Origin of the sequence: Sphingomonas faeni, assembly GCF_023195535.1 — a bacterium.
GTDB lineage: Bacteria > Pseudomonadota > Alphaproteobacteria > Sphingomonadales > Sphingomonadaceae > Sphingomonas > Sphingomonas faeni_B.
This window is the reverse complement of the sequence record NZ_JALPNF010000001.1, coordinates 191,841-215,192: the sequence shown is the minus strand read 5'-3', so window position 1 is coordinate 215,192 and position 23,352 is coordinate 191,841. Positions and strand designations below refer to the sequence as shown.

Sequence of the window (23,352 nt, the reverse complement as noted above, 5' to 3'; positions counted from 1 at the left end):
ATCAATGTTATAGCTCACACTATCTTGTGCCAATAGCATCGATACCCGAGCGTGCATATCGTTCTAACGACGATGGATGATGCATGTGGCAGGCGAACGGACTGGATGGCGCCAGGCAAGCGAATGGCTGGATCAGGTCGTAGGGCCAGACATCCCGTACATCCGTCTGGCAGCGGTGTACGGTATCGCGATCAGCCTGTTGTCGCTAGCGACTCCTATCTCGGTCCAGCTTCTTATCAACAATGTTGCCAACACGGCGTTACCGGCGCCGCTCTGGACGCTGGCGGGATTGCTATTGCTGTTGCTGCTGTTCGTGGCCGGCCTCAGCGCGATGCGGTTCTGGATCATGGCCTTGTTCGAGCGGCATGTTTTCGCGCGGGTGGTGTCTGAGGTTACTACACGTGCGATACACGCGCAAAATCCGTTCTTTGCCGATCAGAACCGTGGCGACCTGTTCAACCGCTATTTCGATCTCGTCGTGGTGCAGAAGGCGGTGCCGAGCTTGATCATCGGCGGCTTCACGATCCTGCTGCAATCCGTGGTCGGGCTCGTCGTCACCAGTTTCTACCATCCCTTCTTCCTGGCCTTCAACGCGCTGCTGGTCGTGCTCGTCCTGGCGATCTGGCTGATCTGGTCGCGGGGGTCGATCCGGTCCGCGGTCGCGCTCAGCCACGCCAAGCACGACGCCGCGCGGTGGCTGGAGAGCGTCGGCGCGTCGAACGGCTTCTACAAATCCAGCCGTCATCTCGATTTCGCGATGGACCGTTCCGAAGCGGTCACCGCGACCTATGTCGAGAAGCACCGCCGCTATTTCCGCTACACCTTCACGCAGACCGTCGCGTTCCTGCTCCTCTACGCATTTGCCAGCGCGGCGCTGCTGGCGCTGGGCGGCAACCTCATTTTGCGCGGCGAGCTGTCGATCGGGCAATTGGTCGCGGCCGAACTGATCCTGAGCGGCGTCTTCTACGGCGTGTCGCAACTCGGCTGGTATCTGGACACGTTGTACGACCTGATCGCGAGCGCCGAGGAATTGTCGCTGCTGTACGCGATCCGCCAGGAACCGGCGGTATCCAAGGCGAGCGCAGGACCCGCCGACGGTGCCGTACAGCTCGCAGGCGTCGAGATCGAGGACGCCTGCTTCGACTTTGCCGTGGCGGCGGGCGAACAGCTCGTCACCCTGCCCAATGGCGGCGCGGAGCGGTTGCTGGCGATGGTGCTGCGGCGCCACCTCATTCCCGAGCGCGGCCTGATCACCGTCGGGGGTGCGGACATGGCGACGTTCGACATGTATCGATTGCGGTCCGAGATCATGGTGCTCGACCGCCCCTCGATCGTCGAGGTCACGATCCGCGAATATCTCACCCTGGCCAATGACGACTCCATTCCGACGGCGGTGCTCGATGCGCTGACCATGGTCGGCTTGCGCGATACCGTTGCGCGGTTGCCGCTCGGTCTCGATACACCGCTCGCGGCGTCCGGCTATCCCCTGTCGATCGCCGAGGTCATCGCGTTGAAGCTGGCAAAGGCACTGCTCGTACGCCCGCGGGTACTGGTGCTGTCGCAGTTGTTCGATCTCGTGCCCGCGGACCGGCTTGCGAGGGCACTGCGCGCGTTGAAGGCAGCGCAGACGACCGTTCTGCTGTGTACCGGCAGACCCGAGGACATCAGCCTCGATGGCTGGTTCCAGCTCGACCTGCGCCGACAGCGGCGGTTCGACACCTGCGACGCGCTGATCGCTGCCACGCGAAAGGAGGGGACCGATGTCGTACACGCCTGATCGCCCCGCGCATTTCTCTACCTTGGCCAAGATGCGGCCACCCCGCGTGGCAGCGACGCTTGCCTGGTTGCTGCTGATCGGCGTTGCGACAGCGGGCGCGATCATGGCGCTGGTCCCCTGGGTGCAGACCGCGAGCGGCACAGGCCAAGTTGTCGCGCTCGATCCCGACGATCGGCAGCAGCAGGTGACCGCGTTCGTGCCCGGTCGCGTCGAGCGCTGGTACGTCCATGATGGCCAGCACGTCGCCAAGGGCGATCCGATCGCGCGGGTCGTGGATCTCGATCCCGACCTGCTGTCCCGCCTCGCCGCCGAACGTGCCCAGGTGCAGGCGGAGATCGCGGCCATCCAGCAAAGCCGGGCGGTCGCCGGTATCGACGTGTCGCGCACCGCGCAGTTGTTTGCCGAAGGGCTGGCCGCCCGGCGTGACTATGAGCAGACGCAGATCAAGGTCGCGGACGCCGGCGCAAAACTTGCGGAAGCACGGGCGAAACTCAACCGGATCGACATCCAACTCAACCGCCAGTCCGTGCAAATGGTGCGGGCGCCCCGCGAAGGCCGGGTCCAGCAGCTCAACGCCGCAACCGGGGGGGCGATGGTCTCGCCGGGGACGGTACTGGCCGTCATCGCCCCGGAACGGGTCGAGCGCGCGGTCGAGCTGTTCATCGACGGACGCGACGTGCCCCTGCTCCGGACCGGTCGACCGGTTCGACTGGAATTCGAAGGCTGGCCCGCTATCCAGTTCAGCGGGTGGCCATCGGTCGCACAAGGCATGTTCGATGGCCGCGTCCGCACGATCGACCCCAATGCCGCGGTCGACGGGCTGTTCCGCATCCTCGTCGAGCCGCAACCGGGCAAACCGGCCTGGCCCGCCCGCGAGTTCGCCCGGCCCGGCGGCAAGGTACGCGGCTGGGTGCAGGGCGAGACGGTGCTCGTCGGCTACGAACTCTGGCGTCAACTCAACGACTTCCCGCTCGAGTTCGGCCGCCGCCGCCCGACGGCGCCCGCCAAGGACGATCAGAAGGCGTCGATGTCGAAGCCAAGCGAAGACGAAGGAGCGAAGAAATGATCCGCGTCCTTCTAGGCACGCTCGTCGTCCTGTCCCCCCTCACCGCCGCGGCTGCTCCCCCCGCCCCCGCCCTCTCCCCCGCCGCCCCTTCCGAGGCGCTGTCGAACCCTCAAACCCCACCTTCGGTCGAGGTCAGACCGCTCACGCTCGACGAGGTTCTGCGGTCGTCCGCACGGTCCGCACCGCAGATCGTCGAAGCGCTCGCACGCGTTCGCCAGGCCGAAGGCCGCTCGCTGTCGGCCGAAGGGGCGTTCGACACGGTGTTCGACGTCGATGCCAAGTCGCGGGTCGCGGGCTATTACGACGGAACCGTCATCGAAGGCCGCGCGACGCGGCCGCTGACCGGCAATGGCGGCTATCTCTACGGCAATTACCGCGCGTCGCGGGGCAGCTTTCCCGTCTACCAGGACCAGGCCTATACCAACCGGGCCGGCGAGGCGAAGGTCGGTGCGTTGTTCGCGCTGCTCCGCGACCGGGTCATCGACGAGCGGCGCACGCGCCGCACCGTGGCCGGGGCGGATATCGACGTCGCGCGGTTCGAGGGCGAGATGGTTGCGATCGGCGTGCAGCGCCGCGCGGTCGACGCGTATCAGGCCTGGGTCGCGGCCGGATTGCGACTGCGTGCCTATCGCGAACTGCTGGACCTTGCAGAACGTCGTCGCGGCGCCATCGGTCGCCTGGTCACGCTGGGCGCGCGGCCCGAAATCCTGCTGACCGAGAACGACCAGAATCTGGTCCGACGGCGCGCACTAGTCGTCCGCGCGGAGCAGGATATCGCGAGTGCCGCCAACTCGCTGTCGCTGTATCTGCGCGACGACGCGGGTGCACCGCTGCTGGTGTCGGCCGACCGGCTGCCGCCCGACGCGACGCCGCTGGCAGGTCTGGCGCCGACGACCCCGATCAAGGCGCCTGTCGCGCGACCGGACTATCGCGCGATCCTGACCAAGATCGACCAGTCGACCGCACGGCTGATGCTCGCCGAGAACGATCTTTCGCCGCGGCTCGACCTGCGCGGTGACGTCGGGAAGGATATCGGCGCGGTCGGTCTGGGTGGACCGAACCGTACGCCGCTCGAAGCCGCGGTCGGGTTTCGCTTCAGCGTGCCGCTGCAGAACCGCGCGGCCAAGGGGCGTGTCGCCGAGGCACGCGCCGAGATCGATGCGCTCGGGCAGCGCAGCCGCTTCCTGCGCGATCAGATCGCCGTTGAAGTCGACGGGATCGTCATCGCGGTCGATGCGACCGAACGGCTGGCGACGATAGCGGAGGAGGAACGCCGGCTGGCCGATCGCCTGGCGGTAGCCGAACGGCGGCGCTTCGAACTGGGATCGGGAGACTTCTTCCTCGTTAATCAACGCGAGGAGACCGCAACCGATGCGCGGGTGCGCGTGATCGACGCGCAAGCGCGGATCGCATCGGCGCGCGCCGAACTTGCCGCGGCGACGGCCGACCGAAGAGCCTTGCAGCTGGACTGACCGCTACTGCCGCGAAGACCACACACGCTATGGCGACCTGCATCGTGAGCCATTACACCGATGATTCGGGGCGATCGTCAGACAGCTATCCGCGGCATGCGACCGTGTTTTGGGCGGTTCCTTGCCAGCAACCGTTTCCTTGCGAACGCGCCATGGTTCGATCAGGGAATAGAGATGAAGAAATGGTCGTGGATCCTGCGCCGGATCGTCCGCAAGATCTGGTTTCGCGCCGCCATCATCAGCTTGCTGAGCGTGGTGCTGGCGATCCTTTCGGGTGCGATCGTGCCCTATCTCCCCTATGCGTTAGGCGCCGAGCTGGGCCAGGACGCGGTCGGCACGATCCTGCAGATCATGGCGTCGAGCATGCTGGCGGTGACGACCTTCTCGCTGACGGCGATGGTCAGCGCCTATTCGTCGGCAACGCAACTGGCGACGCCGCGCGCGACGCAGCTGCTGATCAACGACCCCACCTCGCAGAACGCCCTGTCGACGTTCCTCGGCGCCTTCGTATTCTCGATCGTCGGGATCATCGGCCTACAGACGCATGCCTATGGCAGCGAGGGCCGGATCATCCTGTTCGGCGCGACCGTCCTGATCGTCGTATGGGTGGTCGTCACGCTGTTGCGCTGGATTGCGCACATCACCGCGTTCGGCCGGATGTCCGACGTCATCGACCGGGTCGAGAACGCGGCGGCCGAAGCGATGACGGACTTCGCCGCGAATCCCTATCTGGGCGGGCGTCCCGCGATCGCGGTACCGGCCGGGGCACGGTCGATCCGCGGCACCGCGACCGGCTATGTCACGCATGTCGACGTCGCCGCGCTGGGCGCGATCGCGACCGAGCGGGGTATCGTCATCCATGTCGTCGTACGGCCTGGGGCAATGATCCACCCGCACCGCGATTTGATGCGGATCGAAGGCGCCGTGGACGACGCGCTGCGGACGCTGGCGCTGCGTGCCTTCACGATCGAGCGCCATCGCTCGTTCGACCAGGACCCGCGGCTCGGGTTGATCGCGCTGTCGGAGATTGCGAGCCGGGCCTTGTCGCCCGCAATCAACGATCCCGGTACCGCGATAGAGGTGCTCAACGCGTTGCTGCGGGTGCTGCTCAACCTGCCAGCCGAACGGCCCGAAGCGGTGGCAATCGACGAGCTGCCGCCGGTCTATCTGACGCGCCCGACCGTCGAGGAGATGCTGACCGATGCCTTCCGTCCGATCCTGCGCGACGGAAGCCAGGCGGCCGAAGTCGCGATCCGGCTGGCCGTCACGCTCGCTTCGCTCCACGCGGCGCTGCCCGCCGCCCGACGCGATATCCGCGCACTGGCCGATAACGCCCTGGAGCGTGCCCGCCGGATGATGGACGACCCCGGCGATCTCGCCGCGTTCGAGGCTGCGCATCGTACCGCTTGGGATAGCCGGGCGGAATAGCCGGGCGCCGCCGACGACCGCGGCGAGCGCAACCGGAATATGCGGCGGACCGGCTCGCCTGAAACGAGGAGCGCATTTGCAGCGCGCGGCAAATGCGCTCCTCCGGGATGCCCGGGTTACTTGAACGTGTAGCGCGCACCGATGGCGAAGGTGCGGTCGATGAGCAGCGTACTGGAGTTGAACTGCTCGGGGTTACCGACGTCGCCGAACTTGTAATAGTTCTGCTGCTTGGCCTTGGTCAGGTTCACCGCGTCGAAGGTCAGGCCGATATCCTTGTTCACGTTCAAGGTCAGCTGGAAGTCCAGGCTCTTTTCCGGGGCGCGCCAGAAGCCGATCGGATTGGCGAACGACCGGGCTTCGTTGCTCTGCAGGAAGCCCTTGCGCCAGACGTACGACAGACGCGCGCCGATCGGCCCGGTATCGTAGGCCAGCGTCGCATTGTACGACAGTTTCGATACGCCGAAGAACGCCGACTTCGTCGATCCCGTGATCTCGCCGGCCGCGTTGGTGAGCGGGATGGTCTGTTCGGAATCCAGGATCGTGGCGCTGCCGGTGACCCCGAGCCCGTTCAGAGGACCGGGCAGGTAGGTCGGAAAATAGGTCAGGCCCAGTTCGACGCCCTTCAGCACGCCGTCCGACGCGTTCACCGGACGGGTGATGTTGAACGATTCGGTATAGGTCTCGTTGCGCGGCAGGTAGTTGTTCGGGATCGATTCACGCACCGTAAGCGGCACGACCAGCCCGTCGATTTCACGACGGAAGGCGGTCACATAGATCGCACTGTTGCGCTCGAAATACCACTCGACCGCCAGATCGATGTTCTTCGAATGGGTCGGCGTGAGGTTTGCGGTGCCCGACGTGCCCGAACCGAAGCCGATGCGCGACAGGTCGCCAGTTAGCACGGGATTGGGGTTCAGATCGCCGAAGCTGGGACGCCGGAGCGTTTCGCCATAGTTGAAGCGGATGCGCAGATTGTCCGTGAGCGCATAGCGCGCGGTGAACGAAGGCAGCCACTTTTCCGAACCGTTCGACACGCTCGTCCGGGCAAAGTTCGCACCGCGATCGAAATAGTCATAATCGGTGTCGATCGCCACATAGCGCACGCCGGCCTGAAGCTGCAGCGGACGCCCGAAGATGCTGACCTCGCCATCGGCAAGGGCATAGGCGGCCAGGTTCGTTTCCGAGATGCCGAACACCTGGCCGAAGCTCAGCTGATCGGAGAGCAACAGGCCGGGCGCCACGGCGCGATACAGGGTGCGGACGGCATCCCGGTCCATCGTGCGGGGATCCGCCTGCACCCAGCTCGTGGGAATGTCCGCCCGACCGCCGAAGAAGCCGCTGTTGGTGAAGGGCTGGCCTTCACCGAAGGCCGCCAGCGTGGTGCCCAGCCCCCCCGCGCCCTGGTCGCGCACGAAAGTGTCGGCCTTGCGGTCGTCGAAGCGGAAGCCCGACTTGATGCGGCGCAGGAAGCCGTCGTCCCATGAATATTCGCCGTCGAGCATCATCGTCAGCGCGCTGCCGGTATTCTTGGTACCGCTGTCGAACAGGTTGCCGATCGTCCAGGCCGTCGCGTCGGTCAGCACGGCCTGATTGCCGAAGCTGTAGGACGGCAGCCCACCGCCCGCGTTGAAGTCCACGTCGATGTCGAGCGGCCCGCGATCGGTGCGGATGGCGAAGAACGAGGTCTCGTTCTTGCTGTCCTGATATGTGAGGTCGGCCGAGATCTTGCCGCGGTCGGCGACGTCCCACTTGGCGTTCAATGCATAGACATAGCTGTCGGTCTTGCTGGTGGCCGTGTCGCCGCTGTTGAACCCCGCGACCGATCCGGCCTGACGCGACTTGATGATGTTTGTCCCGTCGAACAATTCGAAGCTCGACCCCGGATTGGCCGGCAGGTCGCCCCACCAGTCGACGAAGCTGAAGTTCAGGCTGTTGAACGTCTTGCCCTTGAAGCCGGTGTAGAAGACTTCCGCCGTGTAGACCGAACGGTCGTTGGGCGCCCATTGCAGCGCGGCATTGACCGCGCGACGGTCCCGCTTGCCGTAGAGATCGGACGCGATGACCGCGTCCCTCGACAGATAATATGGCGTATCGACGCCGTTGATGTTGAGCGTGGAGCCCGGCGCGGTCGGCAGGCCAGCATCCAGCCCCGGCGTCCAGTTCTGGTTCCTGTCACCCGGGAAGATGCGTTCCAGCGGGGCGAGGCCCGAACCCGCGGTCGGGTTTTCCGTGGCGAACGGCACGATCGCGCCGGCCTGCAAATTCTGGTTGCGGAATTCGGCGCGCGTGTAGCTGCCGTTCACGAGCAGACCGATATCGCCGATGCCGGTTTCCCAACGGTCGCTGATCAGCAACGCGGCGTTGGGGTTCACCTTGTCGGCGAGTTCCGAATAGAGCCCGCGGGCGAGGCCCGATATCGTGAAGCCGTCGAAATCGAGCGGGCGCCGGGTCTGCACGTCGATCTGCCCGGCCAGACCCGTTTCCAGCTGGTCGGCCGAGCGGGTCTTGTAGACGTCCACCTGCTTGACGAGGTTCGCGGAGATATCCTGCAGCGCGAAGGACGTGCCGGCTGCGGTGAAGATGTTGCGCCCGTTGAGCGTCGTCAACGGATCGGTCAGACCGCGGATGGTGATCGTCGCCGCTTCGCCGCCGGCGCGGTCGGTGACCTGAATGCCGGTGACGCGCTGGAGCGCCTCGACGACGTTGTTGTCGGGCAGCTTGCCGACGTCTTCCGAGACGATCGAGTCGACGATCTGGATCGAATTCTTGCGGACGTTTAGCGCGCCGACGATCGAGGCGCGGACGCCGGTGACGACGATGTCGTCACCGCTTGCAGGCTGGTCGGTCACAGGCTGATCGGCCTGATCCTGCGGCGTGGTCGGCACGGCCTGCGCGTTGACGGGCGCGCCCAGCATCAGGGCTGCGATCGATGCGGAACACAGAATCAACGATTTCATCGCCATTTGGCCTCTCCCTGGCATGTCCATCCGACCTTATTCGCAGCCGGTATTACTCGGACATTAGGTATGAGAACCTAGTCATCGACGCAAGCGTTAATTTGCCAAACAATTTGCCTGATAGGTCTTGCAGATTGGTCAGCCAGGCGTGAGCCGATATAGCGCCGCACCATGTGACGGCAGGCTCTTCGTCAGCGTACCAGAGGCCCGCGCCAGATCGCGCCGTGCCCAGAGATCACGGACGCCGACCGGCCCGTTGAGGGCGATCACGTCGAGACGAAGCTGCACGGAACGCTCGCTTTTGTCTGTGTTAAAGAGCGCGAGATAGCGGTCCTTCGATCCCGGCACGCGCGCCGACCAGACCCGAATGCCATCGGCGACGAAGTGCGGCTGGTTGTCGTAGCTCGCCTGGTTGACCGCGATGACCTCGGGATTGGTCAGCAGGTCGAGCGTCGCGCGGTCGAGATGGCGGAGGTCGCCGCCCATGATCAGCGGCGAGCGCGCGATCGACCAGAGGGTCATCAGCGTGCGCTGTTCGTCGGGCGTGAACTTGGTATCGCGCGCGCCCAGCGCAAGGCGACCGAGCGGCAGCATGTCCGCGTCGGGCCAGCCGCCGGGCACGCGGTGCGCGTTCCAGTTCTCCAGCCGGGTGAACTGCGCTTCGAGCAGCGGCCATTCGTCCCAGAAATCGTCGCTGATCCGCCACATCTGCGCGAAACGGCGGACGTGATCGGCGCGGGGGACCGGCGTTTCCCCCGGTGAGAGGCTGAGGATGATCGGGCGCCCGGTCGCGACGATCGCGGCATGCGCGCCCTCGATCTCCGGTGCGTGCGCGTCATAGGGACGGCTCATGTCGTCCATCTTGACCAGGTCGACGCCCCAGGATGCGTAGAGCGCGAACACGCTGTCGTAATAGGCCTGCGCGCCGGGCTTTCGCATGTCGACGCCGTACATGTCCGGGTTCCAGGCACAGATGCTGGTGGTGTCGGCGATGTCGCGGGCGCGGTATTTGGTCCCGAACACCGGCAGGTTGCGCTCCACCGCGAGCCGCGGAATGCCGCGCATCAGGTGGATGCCGAACCGCAGGCCGAGCGCGTGGACGCGGTCGGCAAGCGGGCGAAAGCCCTTGCCGCCGGCGCTCGACGGGAATCGGTTCGGCGCGGGCAGCAACCGGCCATAATCGTCCATCACCGGCTTGGGCTTGGTCGCGTAAGTGTAGCTGCTTGCCCCCGGCTCGTACCATTGGATATCGACGGTGAAGATATCATAGCCCGACGGCAGCAGCTTTTCCGCCATGATCGTCGCGGTCTCGATCGCCTGCGCCTCGGTGATCGTCGTCGCGAAACTGTTCCAGCTGTTCCAGCCCATCGGCGGGGTCGGCGCGAGCAGGCGCGGTGCGTCCTTCGCACGCGCCGGACCTGCGACGCCGATCGCGGTGGCCGCCAAGGTGCCGGTGAGGAGCGTGCGGCGGTCGAGCGACAGCGTCATGCTCAGCTCACCAGGAACGTGGCGGAGGCACGGTCGGCGGGGTGCGTCGCGGTCCCCAACGCCACGCCGCCCGCGGTATGACGCAGGACCATGCCGGGTTTGCCGAGCGCGGCGAAGGTCACGCCCTTTGCGGTGCTCAGGCCCGGCTGCGGCAGGAAGCTCGCACGTTCCGCAAAGGCGCGGCTCGCATCCTTCGTGGCGAGACCGATCCGTCCGTCGGCTTGTGCGACCAGATAGCGATCGGGCGCATCGATCGGCACGAGCGAGACGCTGCCCCTGCCCGCGAGCCCCGGCATCTGCCGGAACTGGCTGGAGGGAATGTCGCCGCGCCCGACCGAGACGCTGTCGCCGTCGTGACGCAGGAACGCGCCCTTGTCGCTGGCCGGCGAGAACCGGTCGGGCACCGGTCCGTTGCCGACCGGAATGCCGAAATCGGGCGTGCCGTCGGCGGTGTAATACAGCCGCTGCATCCGGGTGTGGCGGTTCGGATCCAACAGCGGATCGCCCTTGATCGCGGCATAGTCGCGGCCGTGATAGACCAGCACGTCGCGACCCTGTTCGTCGACCGTGAAGCTATTGTGGCCGGGACCATAGACGCCCGTCATCGACGACGAGACGAACACCGGCTTGGGCGATTTCGTCCAGGAGTCCGCCTTCATGATGTCCGCATTGGCGTCTGCGGTGAGCAGGCCGAGGCAGTATCGCGCGTCGGTCGCGCTCGCCGAATAGGTGATGAACAGCTTGCCGTTGCGTGCCAGCAGCGACGGTGCCTCGGCGACCTTGTAGCCCTGGATTTCCCAGTCGAGCGTCGGCACCGCGATCCGGATCGGCGGCTGGGCGAGCGTGATCGGCGTGGCGAGCGGCGCGAGATACAGGTTGCTGTTGGTCTCGATCCCCGGCTCGCGCTGCGCCCAGCACAGATAGCGCGTGCCGCGGTGGACGAACGAGGTCGAATCGAGATTGAAGCTGTCCCACGGCGTCTTGAGCTGGCCCAGCACCGACCAGCGCGCGGTCATCGGATCGGGGCCGTCGGCGACCAGCGCATAGGTGCGGATGCGGAACACGTCCTCGCCGCCGCCGCTCGGGCCGGCCGCGAAATACATGATCCAGCGGCCGTCGATCAGGTGCAGCTCGGGCGCCCAGATGAAGCCCGACAGCGGGCCGCTGGCGAGGTGGCGCCAGAGGATCTGCTCGCGCGCGGTGGTCAGCCCGGCGAGCGTGCGCGAACGCCGCAGCACCAGCCGGTCGTATTCGGGCACCGACCCGGTCAGGTAGTAATAGCCGTCGGTGTGGCGGAACACCTGCGCATCCGCGCGCTGACGGACGACGGGGTTGCTCGGCACCGGAGCCGCAGCGGGGGTGCCACCGGGCAGTCGCGCGATCGCGCCGCTGGCCGATGCCGCGGTGGCGCCGGCGAGGAACAGGCGGCGGTTCAGATCCGTCATCGTCAATACTCCGCTACGGGCCAGCCATCGGCGCCCCAGTTTATCGGCGCGATCCGCAGTGTCGGCGCGCCATTCTTGGTCCGGTCGTACGCGTGGTAGACGACGTAATCCTTGCCGTCGGTGTCGTGCATCACGCCGGGATGGCCGGGCCCGCGAAAGCGCTGCTGCTCCTGAAGATCGGCACGCAGGAAGATCGTGCCCCAGCCCTGCATCATCGCGCTGCCGTCCTTGCCGAGATACGGTCCGGTGATCGCCTTCGATCGGCCGACGACGGTGTAATAGGTGCTGTTCACGCCCTTGCAGCAATAGTCGTAGCTCGCGAGCAGCCAGTAATAGCCACCATGGCCGATGATGAACGGCGCCTCGACCGGCGCGGGGCCGCCGGCGGGTGCGGGACGGCGGGCGATCGCGTATGGTTTCGCGGCCGGATCGAGAAGCTTGCCGGTCTTGGGGTTCAGCGCGAACAGCTTGATGCCGGTCCAGAAGCTGCCGAGCGACAGCCATTCGCGGCCCTGCGCATCGACGACGTGGTTGGGATCGATCGCGTTGAAATCGTCCTTGGCCGTGGACATCACCACCAGCCCCTCGTCGCGCCAGCCATAGCCGGGTGCCTTGGGATCGAGCGTCGGGCTGGTCGCAAGGCCGATCGCCGAGCGGTTCGAGCCGAACGTCGAGACCGAGTAATAGAGCCGGTAGCGACCATCGGTGCCGCGCGAAATGTCGGGCGCCCACATCCCCTTGGTCCCCGGCACCGCCTTGGTCGCCCAGTCGGGCAGGCGCGACAGCGGCGGCGTGCCCGCGGTCCAGTGGACCAGATCGGGCGACGTCCGGGCGCTCAGCATCTGGCCGTCGAGCCCGGTGCCGTAGACGTAATAGGTGTTCCCCGCGCGGATCATCACCGGATCATGCACCGGCGCGATGTCTCCCGTCAGGCTGGCGTTGAGTGCCCCGCGTGTCGGCGGTGCCTCCGCGGTTTGCGCCGTCACGCTCGTCGCGAGCGTAAGCGCGATCAGTCCGGTCGCCCATCTCGGTGCGGCCATCGTCTCTCTCCCGGTCTGTGCGCCCGCCGGTTGCTCCGGCGGGCGTCACGGTCATTTCAGTTCGAGCATCACCACCGACATCGGCGGCAGCGTCACCGACAAGGTGCCGCCGCTGAGGCTGGCACCGTTGAACGCCGTCGGTGCGACCGCATTGGGCGCCTCGAACGTGTTGAGCGCGGTCATCGTCGGTGCGGTCAGCACCTGCCCGGTGACGGTTTGCGCGGTCACGCCCGGCAGCGCCGCGGAGACACTCGTCGGCTTGTTCGGATCGAGGTTCGAGAGCGCGATCCGCACCACGCCGTCCTTGCCGCGTACTGCCGAGGCGCTGACCGATGGCATCGTCCACTGGTCCTTGTTGTACCAGGGCGACTTGATGTCGATCGGCAGCACCGTGCCGTCCATGTACGGCTTGTACATCGCGAACACGTGATAGGTCGGCGTCAGCACCATCTTGCTGCCGTCGGTCAGGATCATCGCCTGCAGCACGTTCACCATCTGCGCGATCGCGGTCATCTTCACGCGGTCGGCATGCTTGGCGAAGATGTTGAGGTTGATCGCCGTCACCAGCGCGTCGCGCAGCGTGTTCTGCTGGCGCAGGAAACCGGGGTTGGTGCCCGGATCGCCGGCATACCACGTGCCCCATTCGTCGACCGCGAGCCACATCGTCTTCTTCGGATCGACCTTGTCCATGATCGCCGAATGCTTGGTGATCAGCTCGTCCATCCGCAGCGTCTCGGACAGCGTCTCGGCCCAGCCACGCTCGTCGAACACGGTCGCCGACGCGCGGGGCGGCCAGCCGCCGGGGACGGTGTAGTAATGCAGCGACAGCGCATCGACCTTGCCGACCAGCTCGCGCGCCATCGTCTCGGTCCAGTGATAGTCGTCGACGTTGGCGCCGCTCGCGATCTTCATCACGCGCGTGTCCTTGGGCGCCTTGATGAAGGTGGCGTAGCGCCGCGTCACGTCGGCGGCATATTCCGCGCGCATGTTGCCGCCACAGCCCCACAGCTCGTTGCCGACGCCGAAATACGGGACGGTCCACGGCGCCTTGTGGCCGTTCTTGGCGCGTTCGTCGGCCAGCGTTCCCGAGGGCGAGGTCATGTATTCGACCCATTCCGCCATTTCCTGCGGCGTGCCGTTGCCGACGTTGCCGGCGATATAGGCCTCGGCGCCGAGCTGTCCGGCGAGGTCCATGAACTCGTGCGTGCCGACCGTGTTGGGCTCGGTCACGCCGCCCCAATGCGTGTTGATCTTGACCGGGCGCTTGGCCTTGGGACCGATCCCCTCGCGCCAGTGATATTCGTCGGCGAAGCAGCCGCCGGGCCAGCGCACGACCGGCACGCCGATGCCGCGCAGCGCGGTGACGACGTCGGTGCGGAAGCCGCGGACGTTGGGGATCTTCGACTTTTCGCCGACCCAGAGCCCGCCATAGATGCCGGTGCCGAGATGCTCTGCGAACTGCGTGAAGATGCGGCGATCATAGGTCGGGCCGGGCGTGTCGGCGTGGACCGTCACGGTCGCCCCAGCCGAAGTGGGCGCGGTGCCGGGCGCGTCGGTCTGTGCGGCGCCGATGCCGGCGGTCGACAGCAGGAGCGCGGCGGCGAGGCCCTTCAGCGTGCGGGTCATTTTTGCCTCAATCATCGAAAGCCTCCACGGATTTGCGGGTGCCGCGCAGGAATGCGTCGGCGACGAGTGTGAACGGGGTCGTGTCGACTTCGCTTCGGCCACCGCGGATCAGCGCGGCGAAGCGGGTGTAGAGGCCGGGATATTCCTCGTCGTCGTTATGAACCGTGCCGCTCGGCAAAGTGAGCACCGCGCCGCCCTTGGCGAGGCTGAGCGTGCCGGCATCGGTCTCGACGGTGATGTCCCAGCTCTGCGGACCGGTCTGGCGCCAGTCGAGATCCATCGTGATCGGCGTGCCCGCGGCACTGCGGAAGGTCAGGTCGGCAGCAATGGGCGCGGCGCGGTTGGCGGGCGTCGACAGCGTCGCGGCGGTCAGGAAGAAGGGCTGCGGCAGGATCTCGGTCGCGATCGACAGCGCGTTGATCCCCGGATCGAACACGCCGAGCCCACCCGGCTCCCAGATCCACGCCTGCCCCGGATGCCAGACGCGGACATCCTCGCGCCAGACGATCGACACGCGCTGGATCTGCCGGTCGGCGAGCCACGCCTTGGCCGGCGCGACACCGGCAGCGAACCGCGAATGCCAGCCGGCGAACAGCGTCGTTCCCGTCTCGGCAGCCTGGGCTTCGAGCGCATCGACTTCGGCGAGCGTCGCGCCGGGCGGCTTTTCGAGGAAGACGTGCACGCGCTTGGCGAGCGCCATCGACGCCAGCTCGTAGCGCACCTGCGGCGGGGTGCAGAGCGCGATCGCGTCGATCGCCGGGCCATCGGCGAGGAGCGACTCCAGCGACTTGAAGTTGGCGACACCCTCGACGCCCGGATCGCGCGGGCTGACGCTGGCGACGAACTCGAAGTCTGGATTACCGGCGATCGAGGGGAGATGCTGGTCGCGCGCGATCTTGCCCATTCCGACGACGGCGATCTTGATAGCGGCCATGCTCAGAGTGCCTTCACGACGACGGGCTGCGGTGCGGCCTTGGTCAGCGTGTTGCGCAACGGCAGCGTGAACGGTGCGGCCTCGATCTCGAACACGTCGCCTTCGCGCGTCGTCACGCCATCGGCGAACGACAGCGTCGCGGTGCCGAAGAAATGGACGTGCACGTCGCCCGGACGGCGGAACAGATCATATTTGAAATGATGCGCCTCGAGGTTGGCGATGCTGTGCGACATGTTCGCCTCGCCCGACAGGAACGGCTTTTCCCACAGCAATGCGCCGTCGCGGTGAATGCGGCTCGCACCCTCGATATGCTCGGGCGGCGTGCCGACCAGCAGTTCGGGCCCGAGCGACGCCTGGCGCAGCTTCGAATGCGCGAGCCACAGGTAATTGTGGCGTTCGGTGACGTGGTCGCTGAACTCGTTGGCGAGGCAGAGGCCCAGGCGGAACGGCGTGCCGTCGGGACCGATCAGGTAGATCCCGGCAAGCTCGGGCTCCTCGCCGCCATCCTCGGCGAAGTCGGGCATCGTCAGCGCAGCACCGGGTGCGACGAGACCCGAGCCATCGCCCTTGTAGAACCATTCGGGCTGCTGCCCGCGCGTCCCCGCGGCAGGCTTGCCGCCCTCGACGCCTTCGAGGAACATCCGCATCGAATCGGTCTGCTTCTCGGCATCCGCGGCGGCGCGGTGCATCTTGTCGCGGCCCTCGGCCGAGCCGAGATGCGTCAGGCCGGTGCCGGTCATGATCAGGTGCGCGGGATCGACATGATCGATCGGCGAGGTCAGGCGGCCCGCGGCGAGTTCGGCGGCGATATCGACGCTGTCGCCCGCTCCGCAGGCCGAAACCGCCCCGGCGAGATCGGTGCCGGCTTCGATCGCGCGTTCGGCCAGCGCGCGGACGCTGTCTACGCCGGTAACGAACGCCGCCCCCTCATGAGTGGCCGCGATCACCGATCGCGTGCCGTCGACGCCAACATGCTGCAACAGGCGCAAAGTCATCAGTCTCTCTCCTAGTCGGGACGCCGCTGTTACGGTTCGCCCCCCCGATATTTCGATTAGTTGGCGGGAACGCCGTCGATCAGCCGCGGCGCCGTCGTGCCGTCACGCAGCACTTCCGGCAGCAGTTCGGGCAGCAGATTCTGGTACGACACCGGCCGCAGGAACCGGTCGATCGCGAGGCTGCCGACCGAGGTCGTGCGGCCGTCCGAGGTCGCCGGGAACGGACCGCCATGCACCATCGCATGCGCGACCTCGACACCGGTAGGCCAGCCGTTCGCGAGGATCCGCCCGGCCTTGCGCTCGAGCAGCGGGATCAGCCGCGACGCCATGTCGGCATCGCCCGCATCCATCTGGATCGTCGCGGTCAACTGACCCTCCGCAGCGCGCAGCACGGCGTGAAGCTCGTCCTCGCTCGTGCAGCGCACCAGCAACGACGACGCACCGAACACTTCATGCCCCAGCGCCTTGTCGCTCAGGAACTGCGCGGCGGTCGTTTCGAAGAACGCCGCCTGCCCCTGCGCGACGCCTTCGCCGACCTTGCCGCGCGCGATCTCGTTCACCGCGTCGTGGCCGGCAAGTGCGGCGATGCCCTGCTCGTAGGCGGCATGGATGCCGCTGGTGAGCATCGTCGCGGAAGGAGCCTCGGGCAATGCCGTTGCCGCAGCGGACACGAACGCATCGAGCCCCTCGCCTTCAACCGCGAGCACGAGACCGGGATTTGTGCAGAACTGCCCCGCACCCATCGTCAGCGACCCGACGAACGCCGTCCCGAGAGCCGCGCCGCGCGCCTTCAGGGCTTCGGGCAGCAGCACGACCGGGTTGATGCTCGACATCTCGGCGTAGACGGGGATCGGGACTTCGCGGGCCTGTGCCAGCTTGACGAGCGCCAGGCCGCCTGCCCGCGATCCGGTGAAGCCGACCGCGGCGATGCGCGGATCCTGCACCAGCGCGCTGCCGAGATCGTTGCCGGGACCGACCAGATGCGAGAACACGCCCTTCGGCAATCCACAGGCGGCAACCGCGGCATCGATCGCGCCGGCGACCATCGCGCCGGTCGCGGGATGCGCCGGGTGACCCTTGACGACGACCGGGCAACCGGCAGCCAGCGCCGATGCGGTGTCGCCACCGGCGGTCGAGAAGGCGAGCGGGAAATTGCTCGCGCCGAACACCGCGACCGGGCCGAGCGGGATCATCCGCAGCCGCAGATCGGGACGCGGCAGCGGTGCGCGATCGGGGAGCGCGGGGTCGATCCGCAGCCCCATCCAGCCGCCGCGACGGACGACGCCCGCGAACAGCTTCAACTGGCCGACGGTGCGACCGCGCTCGCCCTCGAGCCGCGCGCGCGGCAGGCCGCTTTCGCGCATCGCGGTGACGATCAGGTCGTCGCCGAGCGCGACGATCTCGTCGCCGATCCGCTCGAGGAAATCGGCCCGCGCGTCGTTGCCGGTCGCGCGATACGCATCGAAGGCGGTGTCGGCGGCAACGCAGGCGGCCTCGACCTCGGCTGGACCATGGACCGCGATCGGATTACCCACCGCAAGGCCGGTAGCGGCATCGATGGATCGAAACGCCGAACGCTCGGTCTGGCTCGTGCTTGTGTCTGACATAGTATCCACTCCCTATACTCCGACATATAAGCGGCGCCGGGCTTTGGCAATCTTTGTCGTTCCTTGATCGCGCAGGGACTGTTACGCCGTGTTCAGGGAGCAAGCGTTATGACGGACGTCAATCGTATCGGGGATCGTATCGAGGATCCTGTGGAGGGTGGCAACGACGATGAAGCGCCGGTCGCCCGCGTTCCGCGCGGCACGGGTCGTCGCCTTCACGGTGCGGTGGCGCACAAGCTCGGCACCGCGATATTGTCGGGGGAGTATGCACCCGGCGACACGCTGTCGGGCGAGGTCGAGTTCTCGAAAACGCTCGACGTGTCGCGCAGCGCCTATCGCGAGGCGGTCCAGGTCCTGACCGCCAAGGGATTGGTCGAAAGTCGACCGAAGATCGGTACGCGCGTCCTGCCGCGCAGCCGGTGGAACCTGCTCGATCCCGACGTGCTCGCCTGGGCGTTTGCGGGCGAGCCCGACATCACCTTCGTCCGCGGGCTGTTCGAATTGCGCGCGATCGTCGAGCCCGCCGCAGCGGCGCTTGCCGCGGAACGGCGCGAACGAACCGACCTGAAGATCATGAAGGATGCGCTGGCGGCGATGCGGCGGCATACGCTGGCCACCGAAGCCGGGCGCGCGGCGGATCGCGAGTTTCACGACGCCGTGCTGACCGCGACGCGCAACGATGCGCTCATCGTGCTGAGCGCGAGCATCGGTGCGGCGGTCAACTGGACGACGCAGTTCAAGCAGCGCGCCCGTGCCCTGCCCCGCAATCCGATTCCCGATCACATGCTGGTCTACGACGCGATCGCCGCGGGCGATGCGAACGGCGCCAGCGCGGCGATGCGGACGCTGGTCGACCTGGCGCTGGAAGATACGAAACTGGCGATGGCGCGCTGATCATGATCCTCCCCCGCCAGGGGGAGGTGGCAGGCGCAGCCTGACGGAGGGGGCGGTGAGCGGAAACCTCTGCTCCGTGTCCGCCCCCTCCGTCGCCTTTGGCGCCACCTCCCCCTGGCGGGGGAGGAATATGGTCTAGCGGGTAACCTGATCCGGCAGGGCGTTAGTGACCTTCGAGCCCCAGACCGCGTAGAACAGGATGTAGAGTTCGCACGCCGCGGTCAGCAGGAACGAGATCTGCAACCCGTAGGTGTCGGCGAGCCAACCCTGGACGATCACCAGCGCACCGCCCGCGATCGCCATGATCAGCAGCCCCGACCCTTCCTCGGTCAGTGGCCCCAGGCCGCGGATGCCGAGCGTGAAGATCGTCGGGAACATGATCGAGTGGAACAGCCCGACCGAGATCAGCGCCCACATCGCGACATGGCCGGTGGTGAAGGTCGCGATCAGCATGACGACGAATGCGCCGATGCTCGCCACCGCCAGCACGCGCTCGGCGGGGATCGTCCGCATCACGACGCTGCCGACCAGCCGGCCGACCATCATCCCGCCCCACAGGATGAACAGGTAATGCGAGGCCTGTTCGTGCGTCAGATTACCGATCTGCGGCTGGCTGACGAAGTTGATGAACAGATTGGCGACGCCGATCTCGGCTATCAGATAAATGAAGATCGCAGGGATGCCGAGCACCAGGTTGCGGTGCGACCAGAGCGACAGCCCCTTCCGGTCCGCCTTGGCCGAACGCTGGGTCGCTGCACCCATCGCCGGCAGCGGGAAGCGCGCGATGACGATCGCGAGCACTACCAGAACGCCCGCGACGATCAGATACGGCAGCACCACCGACTGTGCGTCGGCAAGCCGCTCGGCTGGCGTCAGTACCGCGGTCGACCCGGCGGCCGCAGTCCCCCCGGTCGAGCGGCCGAGGATCAGATAGCCACCGAACAAGGGGGCGAGCGTCGCACCGGCCGAGTTGAACGCCTGGACCAGGTTCAATCGCGACGACGCGGTCTCGGGCGGACCGACGACGGCAACATACGGGTTGGCGGCGACCTGGAGCAGCGTGATGCCGCTCGCGATCACGAACAGCGCGAACAACGTGACGCCGTAGCTCGGCAGGCGCGCGGCAGGCACCATCATCAGCGCACCGACCGCCATCAGGCCGAGGCCGAACACCATCGCGCGCTGATAGCCGACCCGCTCGATCAGCTTGGCGGACGGGATCGACGCGAAGAAATAGGCGATGAACCAGACGCTCTCGATCAGCGTGGTCTGCGTGTAGCTGAGGTCGAACACGCTGCGCAGGTGCGGCAGGAGCGTGTTGTTGATGACCGTGATGAAGCCCCACATGAAGAACAGGCTGGCGAGCAGGGTCAGTGCGGAGCGGTAACTGGGACTGCCCCCCGGCGGACCCTGTGTCGCGGCGCCCTCGACGGGTCGTTGCATCTGTATCGGCATCGCCATATTCGCTCACCCTCCGTGCCATGTCGGCGACTGAAAGACAGTCTTTTCCCGCATGGCTTGCTCAGAAATATATTGTCCGACTATATAGCCTCACAAGGCGCGTCAACGGCGTCGAGCGATTAAGGACGGGAACCGGAATGCGCGCAATCGGAAAAACGGGGATCATCATGGCGGCCGTACTGACGGCGGTATCGACGCAGGCCGCGTCGGCCGCGTCGGCGAAGCGAGAATCGTTCGGCAAATTGCCCGACGGCACCGCGATCGAAGCCGTCACGCTGACCAGCACCAATGGTGTCAGCGCGCGAATCATGACCCTCGGCGCGACGCTCCAGTCGTTGAACGCGCCCGACCGCAACGGCAAGGTGGCGGACATCACGCTCGGCTACGACGACGCCGCGAGCTATGCCAGCGCGCCCAATTTCTGGGGCCAGACGATCGGCCGCTATGCCAACCGTATCGCCGGCGGTCGCTTCACGCTCGACGGCAAGGCGTATCAATTGCCGCTCAACGACAAGACCAACACGCTGCACGGCGGCACGGTCGGGTTCGACAAGCTGGTGTGGAAGATCGTGTCGGTCACCAATGGCGCGCAGGCGAAGGTCGTGATGACGCTGACCAGCCCGGCGGGCGACCAGGGCTATCCCGGCACGTTGATGGCCAAGGTCACCTATGCGCTCGACGACAAGGGCGCGCTGACGATCGATTTCGATGCGACCAGCGATGCGCCGACGATCGTCAACATGACCAACCACGCGCTGTTCGATCTGGCCGGCGAAGGCTCGGCGACCGGCATCTACGGCCAGCGGCTGACGATCCCGGCGCGGCGCTACACCCCGGTGAACGCCACGCTGATTCCGACCGGTGAGATGAAGCCCGTTGCGGGCACGGTGTTCGACTTCACCAAGGGCCGCGCTCTGTCCGACGGCATTCGCGACGGCCGCGATCCGCAGATCGTGATCGGCCACGGTTGGGATCACAACTTCGTGCTCGACAAGGGCGCGACGCCCGAGCCCGGCCTCGCCGCCCGCGTGGAAGATCCGGCATCGGGCCGCGTGCTCGAAGTGCTGACCACCGAGCCCGGCGTGCAGTTCTATTCGGGCAACTTCCTCGACGGGTCGCTGATCGGCAAGTCGGGCCATGTCTACCGGATGGGCGACGGCCTGGCGCTCGAACCGCAGAAGTTTCCGGACACGCCTAACCAGCCCGCGTTCGGCTCGGCGCGCGTCGATCCCGGCAAACCCTATCATCATCGCATGATCTACCGCGTCTCCGTCGCGCGTTGATCCTACCGATCCCGATCTTCCAGAAAGCCTCCCGATGACCGACCCGATGACCGACATGCCCCCCGCTTCCAGCAAGCTCCGCAGCCGTGCGTGGTTCGACAACCCCGAGAATATCGACATGACCGCGCTCTATCTCGAGCGCTATCTGAACTTCGGGCTGAGCCTGGAGGAACTGCGCTCGGGCAAGCCGATCATCGGCATCGCGCAGACCGGCAGCGACCTGTCGCCGTGCAACCGCCACCATCTCGTGCTGGCCGAACGCCTGCGCGAAGGCATCCGTGAAGCCGGCGGCATCGCGCTCGAATTCCCGGTCCACCCGATCCAGGAAACCGGCAAGCGCCCGACCGCCGGGCTCGACCGCAACCTTGCCTATCTGGCGCTGGTCGAGGTGCTGTACGGCTATCCGCTCGACGGCGTGGTGCTGACGATCGGCTGCGACAAGACCACGCCGGCCTGCCTGATGGCCGCCGCGACCGTCAACATCCCGGCGATCGCGCTCTCCGTCGGGCCGATGCTCAACGGCTGGCACAAGGGCGAGCGGACCGGTTCGGGGACGATCGTGTGGAAGGCGCGCGAACTGCTCGCGACCGGCGCGATCGACGACGAGGGCTTCATCAAGCTAGTCGCGTCGTCGGCGCCGTCGACCGGTTACTGCAACACGATGGGCACCGCGACGACGATGAACAGCCTTGCCGAGGCGCTCGGCATGCAGTTGCCCGGCTCGGCCGCGATCCCGGCGCCGTACCGTGATCGCCAGGAGGTCGCGTACAAGACCGGCAAGCGGATCGTCGACATGGTTGCCGAAGACCTGAAGCCTTCGGACATCTTGACCAAGGAAGCGTTCCACAACGCGATCGTCGTCAATTCGGCGATCGGCGGCTCGACCAACGCACCGATCCACTTGGCCGCGATCGCGCGCCACATCGGCGTCGACCTGCCGATCGACGATTGGCAGACGCACGGCCACAAGGTGCCGCTGATGGTCAACCTCCAGCCCGCGGGTGAGTATCTGGGCGAGGATTATTATCATGCCGGCGGCGTGCCCGCGGTGGTGGCCGAGCTGATGAAGCAGGGCCTGATCCACGAGGACGCGATGACCGCCAACGGCAAGTCGATCGGCGACAATTGCCGGACCGCGACGATCGAGGACGAGCGCGTCATCCGCCCGTTCGCGACGCCGCTGCTCGAGGATGCCGGCTTCATCGTGCTGCGCGGCAATCTGTTCGACTCGGCGATCATGAAGACCAGCGTGATCTCGCCGGAATTCCGCGCGCGCTATCTCAGCAACCCGGACGATCTCGAAGCATTCGAGGGCCCCGCGGTCGTGTTCGACGGGCCGGAGGATTATCACCACCGGATCGACGATCCCTCGCTCGGGATCACGACCGACACGTTGCTGTTCATGCGTGGCGCGGGGCCGATCGGCTATCCGGGTGCCGCCGAAGTCGTCAACATGCGGCCGCCGGCGTATCTGATCCGCGAGGGCGTGCATGCCCTCCCCTGCATCGGCGATGGTCGCCAGTCGGGAACGTCGGGCTCGCCTTCGATCCTCAACGCCTCGCCTGAGGCGGCGGCGATGGGTGGCCTGGCGCTGATCCGGACCGGCGACCGGGTTCGCATCGACCTCGCCAAGGGTTCGGCCAACGTCCTGATCTCCGACGAGGAACTCGCCGAACGCCGCCGTGCGCTGACCGAGGCGGGCGGCTATGCCTTCCCGCGCTCGCAGACGCCCTGGCAGGAAATCCAGCGCGCGACCGTCGGCCAGATGGAAACCGGCGCGATCCTCGAAGGCGCCGAGAAGTACCAGCGGATCGCGCAGACGATGGGTCTGCCGCGCGACAACCACTAAGCACGCGGACAGCATCGCCTCCCTTGTGGA

At 66.6% G+C, this 23,352-nt stretch carries 16 protein-coding genes; 7 read left to right on the top strand and 9 right to left on the bottom strand.

Features of this window, described 5'->3' with window-relative positions:
• Nucleotides 1–79 precede the first annotated feature (79 nt).
• The 4 genes from SPHN_RS00855 to SPHN_RS00840 all read left to right on the top strand — a co-directional run bounded on the left by SPHN_RS00855 (nt 80) and on the right by SPHN_RS00840 (nt 5,743).
• Nucleotides 80–1,777, top strand: a complete 1,698-nt coding sequence (locus SPHN_RS00855; RefSeq protein WP_248521437.1) for an ABC transporter transmembrane domain-containing protein — start codon at nt 80–82, stop codon at nt 1,775–1,777.
• The gene (locus tag SPHN_RS00850) at nt 1,761–2,843 is read left to right on the top strand and encodes an efflux RND transporter periplasmic adaptor subunit (protein ID WP_248520596.1); all 1,083 of its coding nucleotides are present in this window, start codon (nt 1,761–1,763) and stop codon (nt 2,841–2,843) included. Before SPHN_RS00855 ends, SPHN_RS00850 begins: the two co-directional genes overlap by 17 nt.
• Complete coding sequence (locus tag SPHN_RS00845; protein ID WP_248520595.1) at nt 2,840–4,315, top strand: TolC family protein; 1,476 nt, start codon at nt 2,840–2,842, stop codon at nt 4,313–4,315. Before SPHN_RS00850 ends, SPHN_RS00845 begins: the two co-directional genes overlap by 4 nt.
• Nucleotides 4,316–4,489: 174 nt before the next feature.
• Nucleotides 4,490–5,743: a DUF2254 domain-containing protein gene (locus SPHN_RS00840; protein ID WP_248520594.1), complete on the top strand. Its 1,254-nt coding sequence runs from the start codon at nt 4,490–4,492 to the stop codon at nt 5,741–5,743.
• A 116-nt stretch (nt 5,744–5,859) separates the two neighbouring features.
• Here SPHN_RS00840 and SPHN_RS00835 read toward each other — a convergent pair whose 3' ends face one another.
• The 8 genes from SPHN_RS00835 to SPHN_RS00800 form a co-directional block, all read right to left on the bottom strand.
• Nucleotides 5,860–8,706, bottom strand: coding sequence for a TonB-dependent receptor (locus SPHN_RS00835; protein ID WP_248520593.1), 2,847 nt, complete (start codon nt 8,704–8,706; stop codon nt 5,860–5,862).
• 132 nt (nt 8,707–8,838) lie between these two features.
• A complete protein-coding gene (locus tag SPHN_RS00830) occupies nt 8,839–10,188 on the bottom strand; it encodes a glycoside hydrolase family 27 protein (RefSeq protein WP_248520592.1) in 1,350 nt (449 codons plus the stop codon).
• Nucleotides 10,189–10,190: 2 nt separating this feature from the next.
• A complete protein-coding gene (locus SPHN_RS00825; RefSeq protein ID WP_248520591.1) occupies nt 10,191–11,633 on the bottom strand; it encodes a family 43 glycosylhydrolase in 1,443 nt (480 codons plus the stop codon).
• Nucleotides 11,634–11,635: 2 nt separating this feature from the next.
• Nucleotides 11,636–12,673 (bottom strand): arabinan endo-1,5-alpha-L-arabinosidase, encoded by a 1,038-nt coding sequence (locus SPHN_RS00820; RefSeq protein ID WP_248520590.1) that lies wholly within the window; start codon nt 12,671–12,673, stop codon nt 11,636–11,638.
• Between the two features lie 51 nt (nt 12,674–12,724).
• The gene (locus tag SPHN_RS00815) at nt 12,725–14,299 is read right to left on the bottom strand and encodes an alpha-N-arabinofuranosidase (protein WP_248521435.1); all 1,575 of its coding nucleotides are present in this window, start codon (nt 14,297–14,299) and stop codon (nt 12,725–12,727) included.
• A 7-nt stretch (nt 14,300–14,306) separates the two neighbouring features.
• Complete coding sequence (locus tag SPHN_RS00810; protein ID WP_248520589.1) at nt 14,307–15,233, bottom strand: Gfo/Idh/MocA family protein; 927 nt, start codon at nt 15,231–15,233, stop codon at nt 14,307–14,309.
• 2 nt (nt 15,234–15,235) lie between these two features.
• A complete protein-coding gene (gene araD1 / locus SPHN_RS00805; RefSeq protein WP_248520588.1) occupies nt 15,236–16,228 on the bottom strand; it encodes an AraD1 family protein in 993 nt (330 codons plus the stop codon).
• A 56-nt stretch (nt 16,229–16,284) separates the two neighbouring features.
• The gene (locus SPHN_RS00800; RefSeq protein WP_248520587.1) at nt 16,285–17,835 is read right to left on the bottom strand and encodes an aldehyde dehydrogenase (NADP(+)); all 1,551 of its coding nucleotides are present in this window, start codon (nt 17,833–17,835) and stop codon (nt 16,285–16,287) included.
• A gap of 108 nt (nt 17,836–17,943) precedes the next feature.
• Here SPHN_RS00800 and SPHN_RS00795 point away from each other — a divergent pair, with 108 nt between their 5' ends.
• Nucleotides 17,944–18,729: a FadR/GntR family transcriptional regulator gene (locus tag SPHN_RS00795; RefSeq protein ID WP_248520586.1), complete on the top strand. Its 786-nt coding sequence runs from the start codon at nt 17,944–17,946 to the stop codon at nt 18,727–18,729.
• Nucleotides 18,730–18,864: 135 nt separating this feature from the next.
• Here SPHN_RS00795 and SPHN_RS00790 read toward each other — a convergent pair whose 3' ends face one another.
• On the bottom strand, nt 18,865–20,172 hold the full coding sequence (locus tag SPHN_RS00790; protein WP_432715043.1) for a sugar MFS transporter: 1,308 nt from the start codon (nt 20,170–20,172) through the stop codon (nt 18,865–18,867).
• Nucleotides 20,173–20,357: 185 nt separating this feature from the next.
• Between SPHN_RS00790 and SPHN_RS00785 the strand changes: the two genes are divergently transcribed.
• Nucleotides 20,358–21,473 (top strand): aldose epimerase family protein, encoded by a 1,116-nt coding sequence (locus SPHN_RS00785; protein WP_432715042.1) that lies wholly within the window; start codon nt 20,358–20,360, stop codon nt 21,471–21,473.
• Between the two features lie 46 nt (nt 21,474–21,519).
• Entirely contained in the window at nt 21,520–23,322 is a 1,803-nt protein-coding gene (locus SPHN_RS00780; RefSeq protein ID WP_248521433.1) for an IlvD/Edd family dehydratase, read from the top strand.
• Nucleotides 23,323–23,352 lie beyond the last annotated feature (30 nt).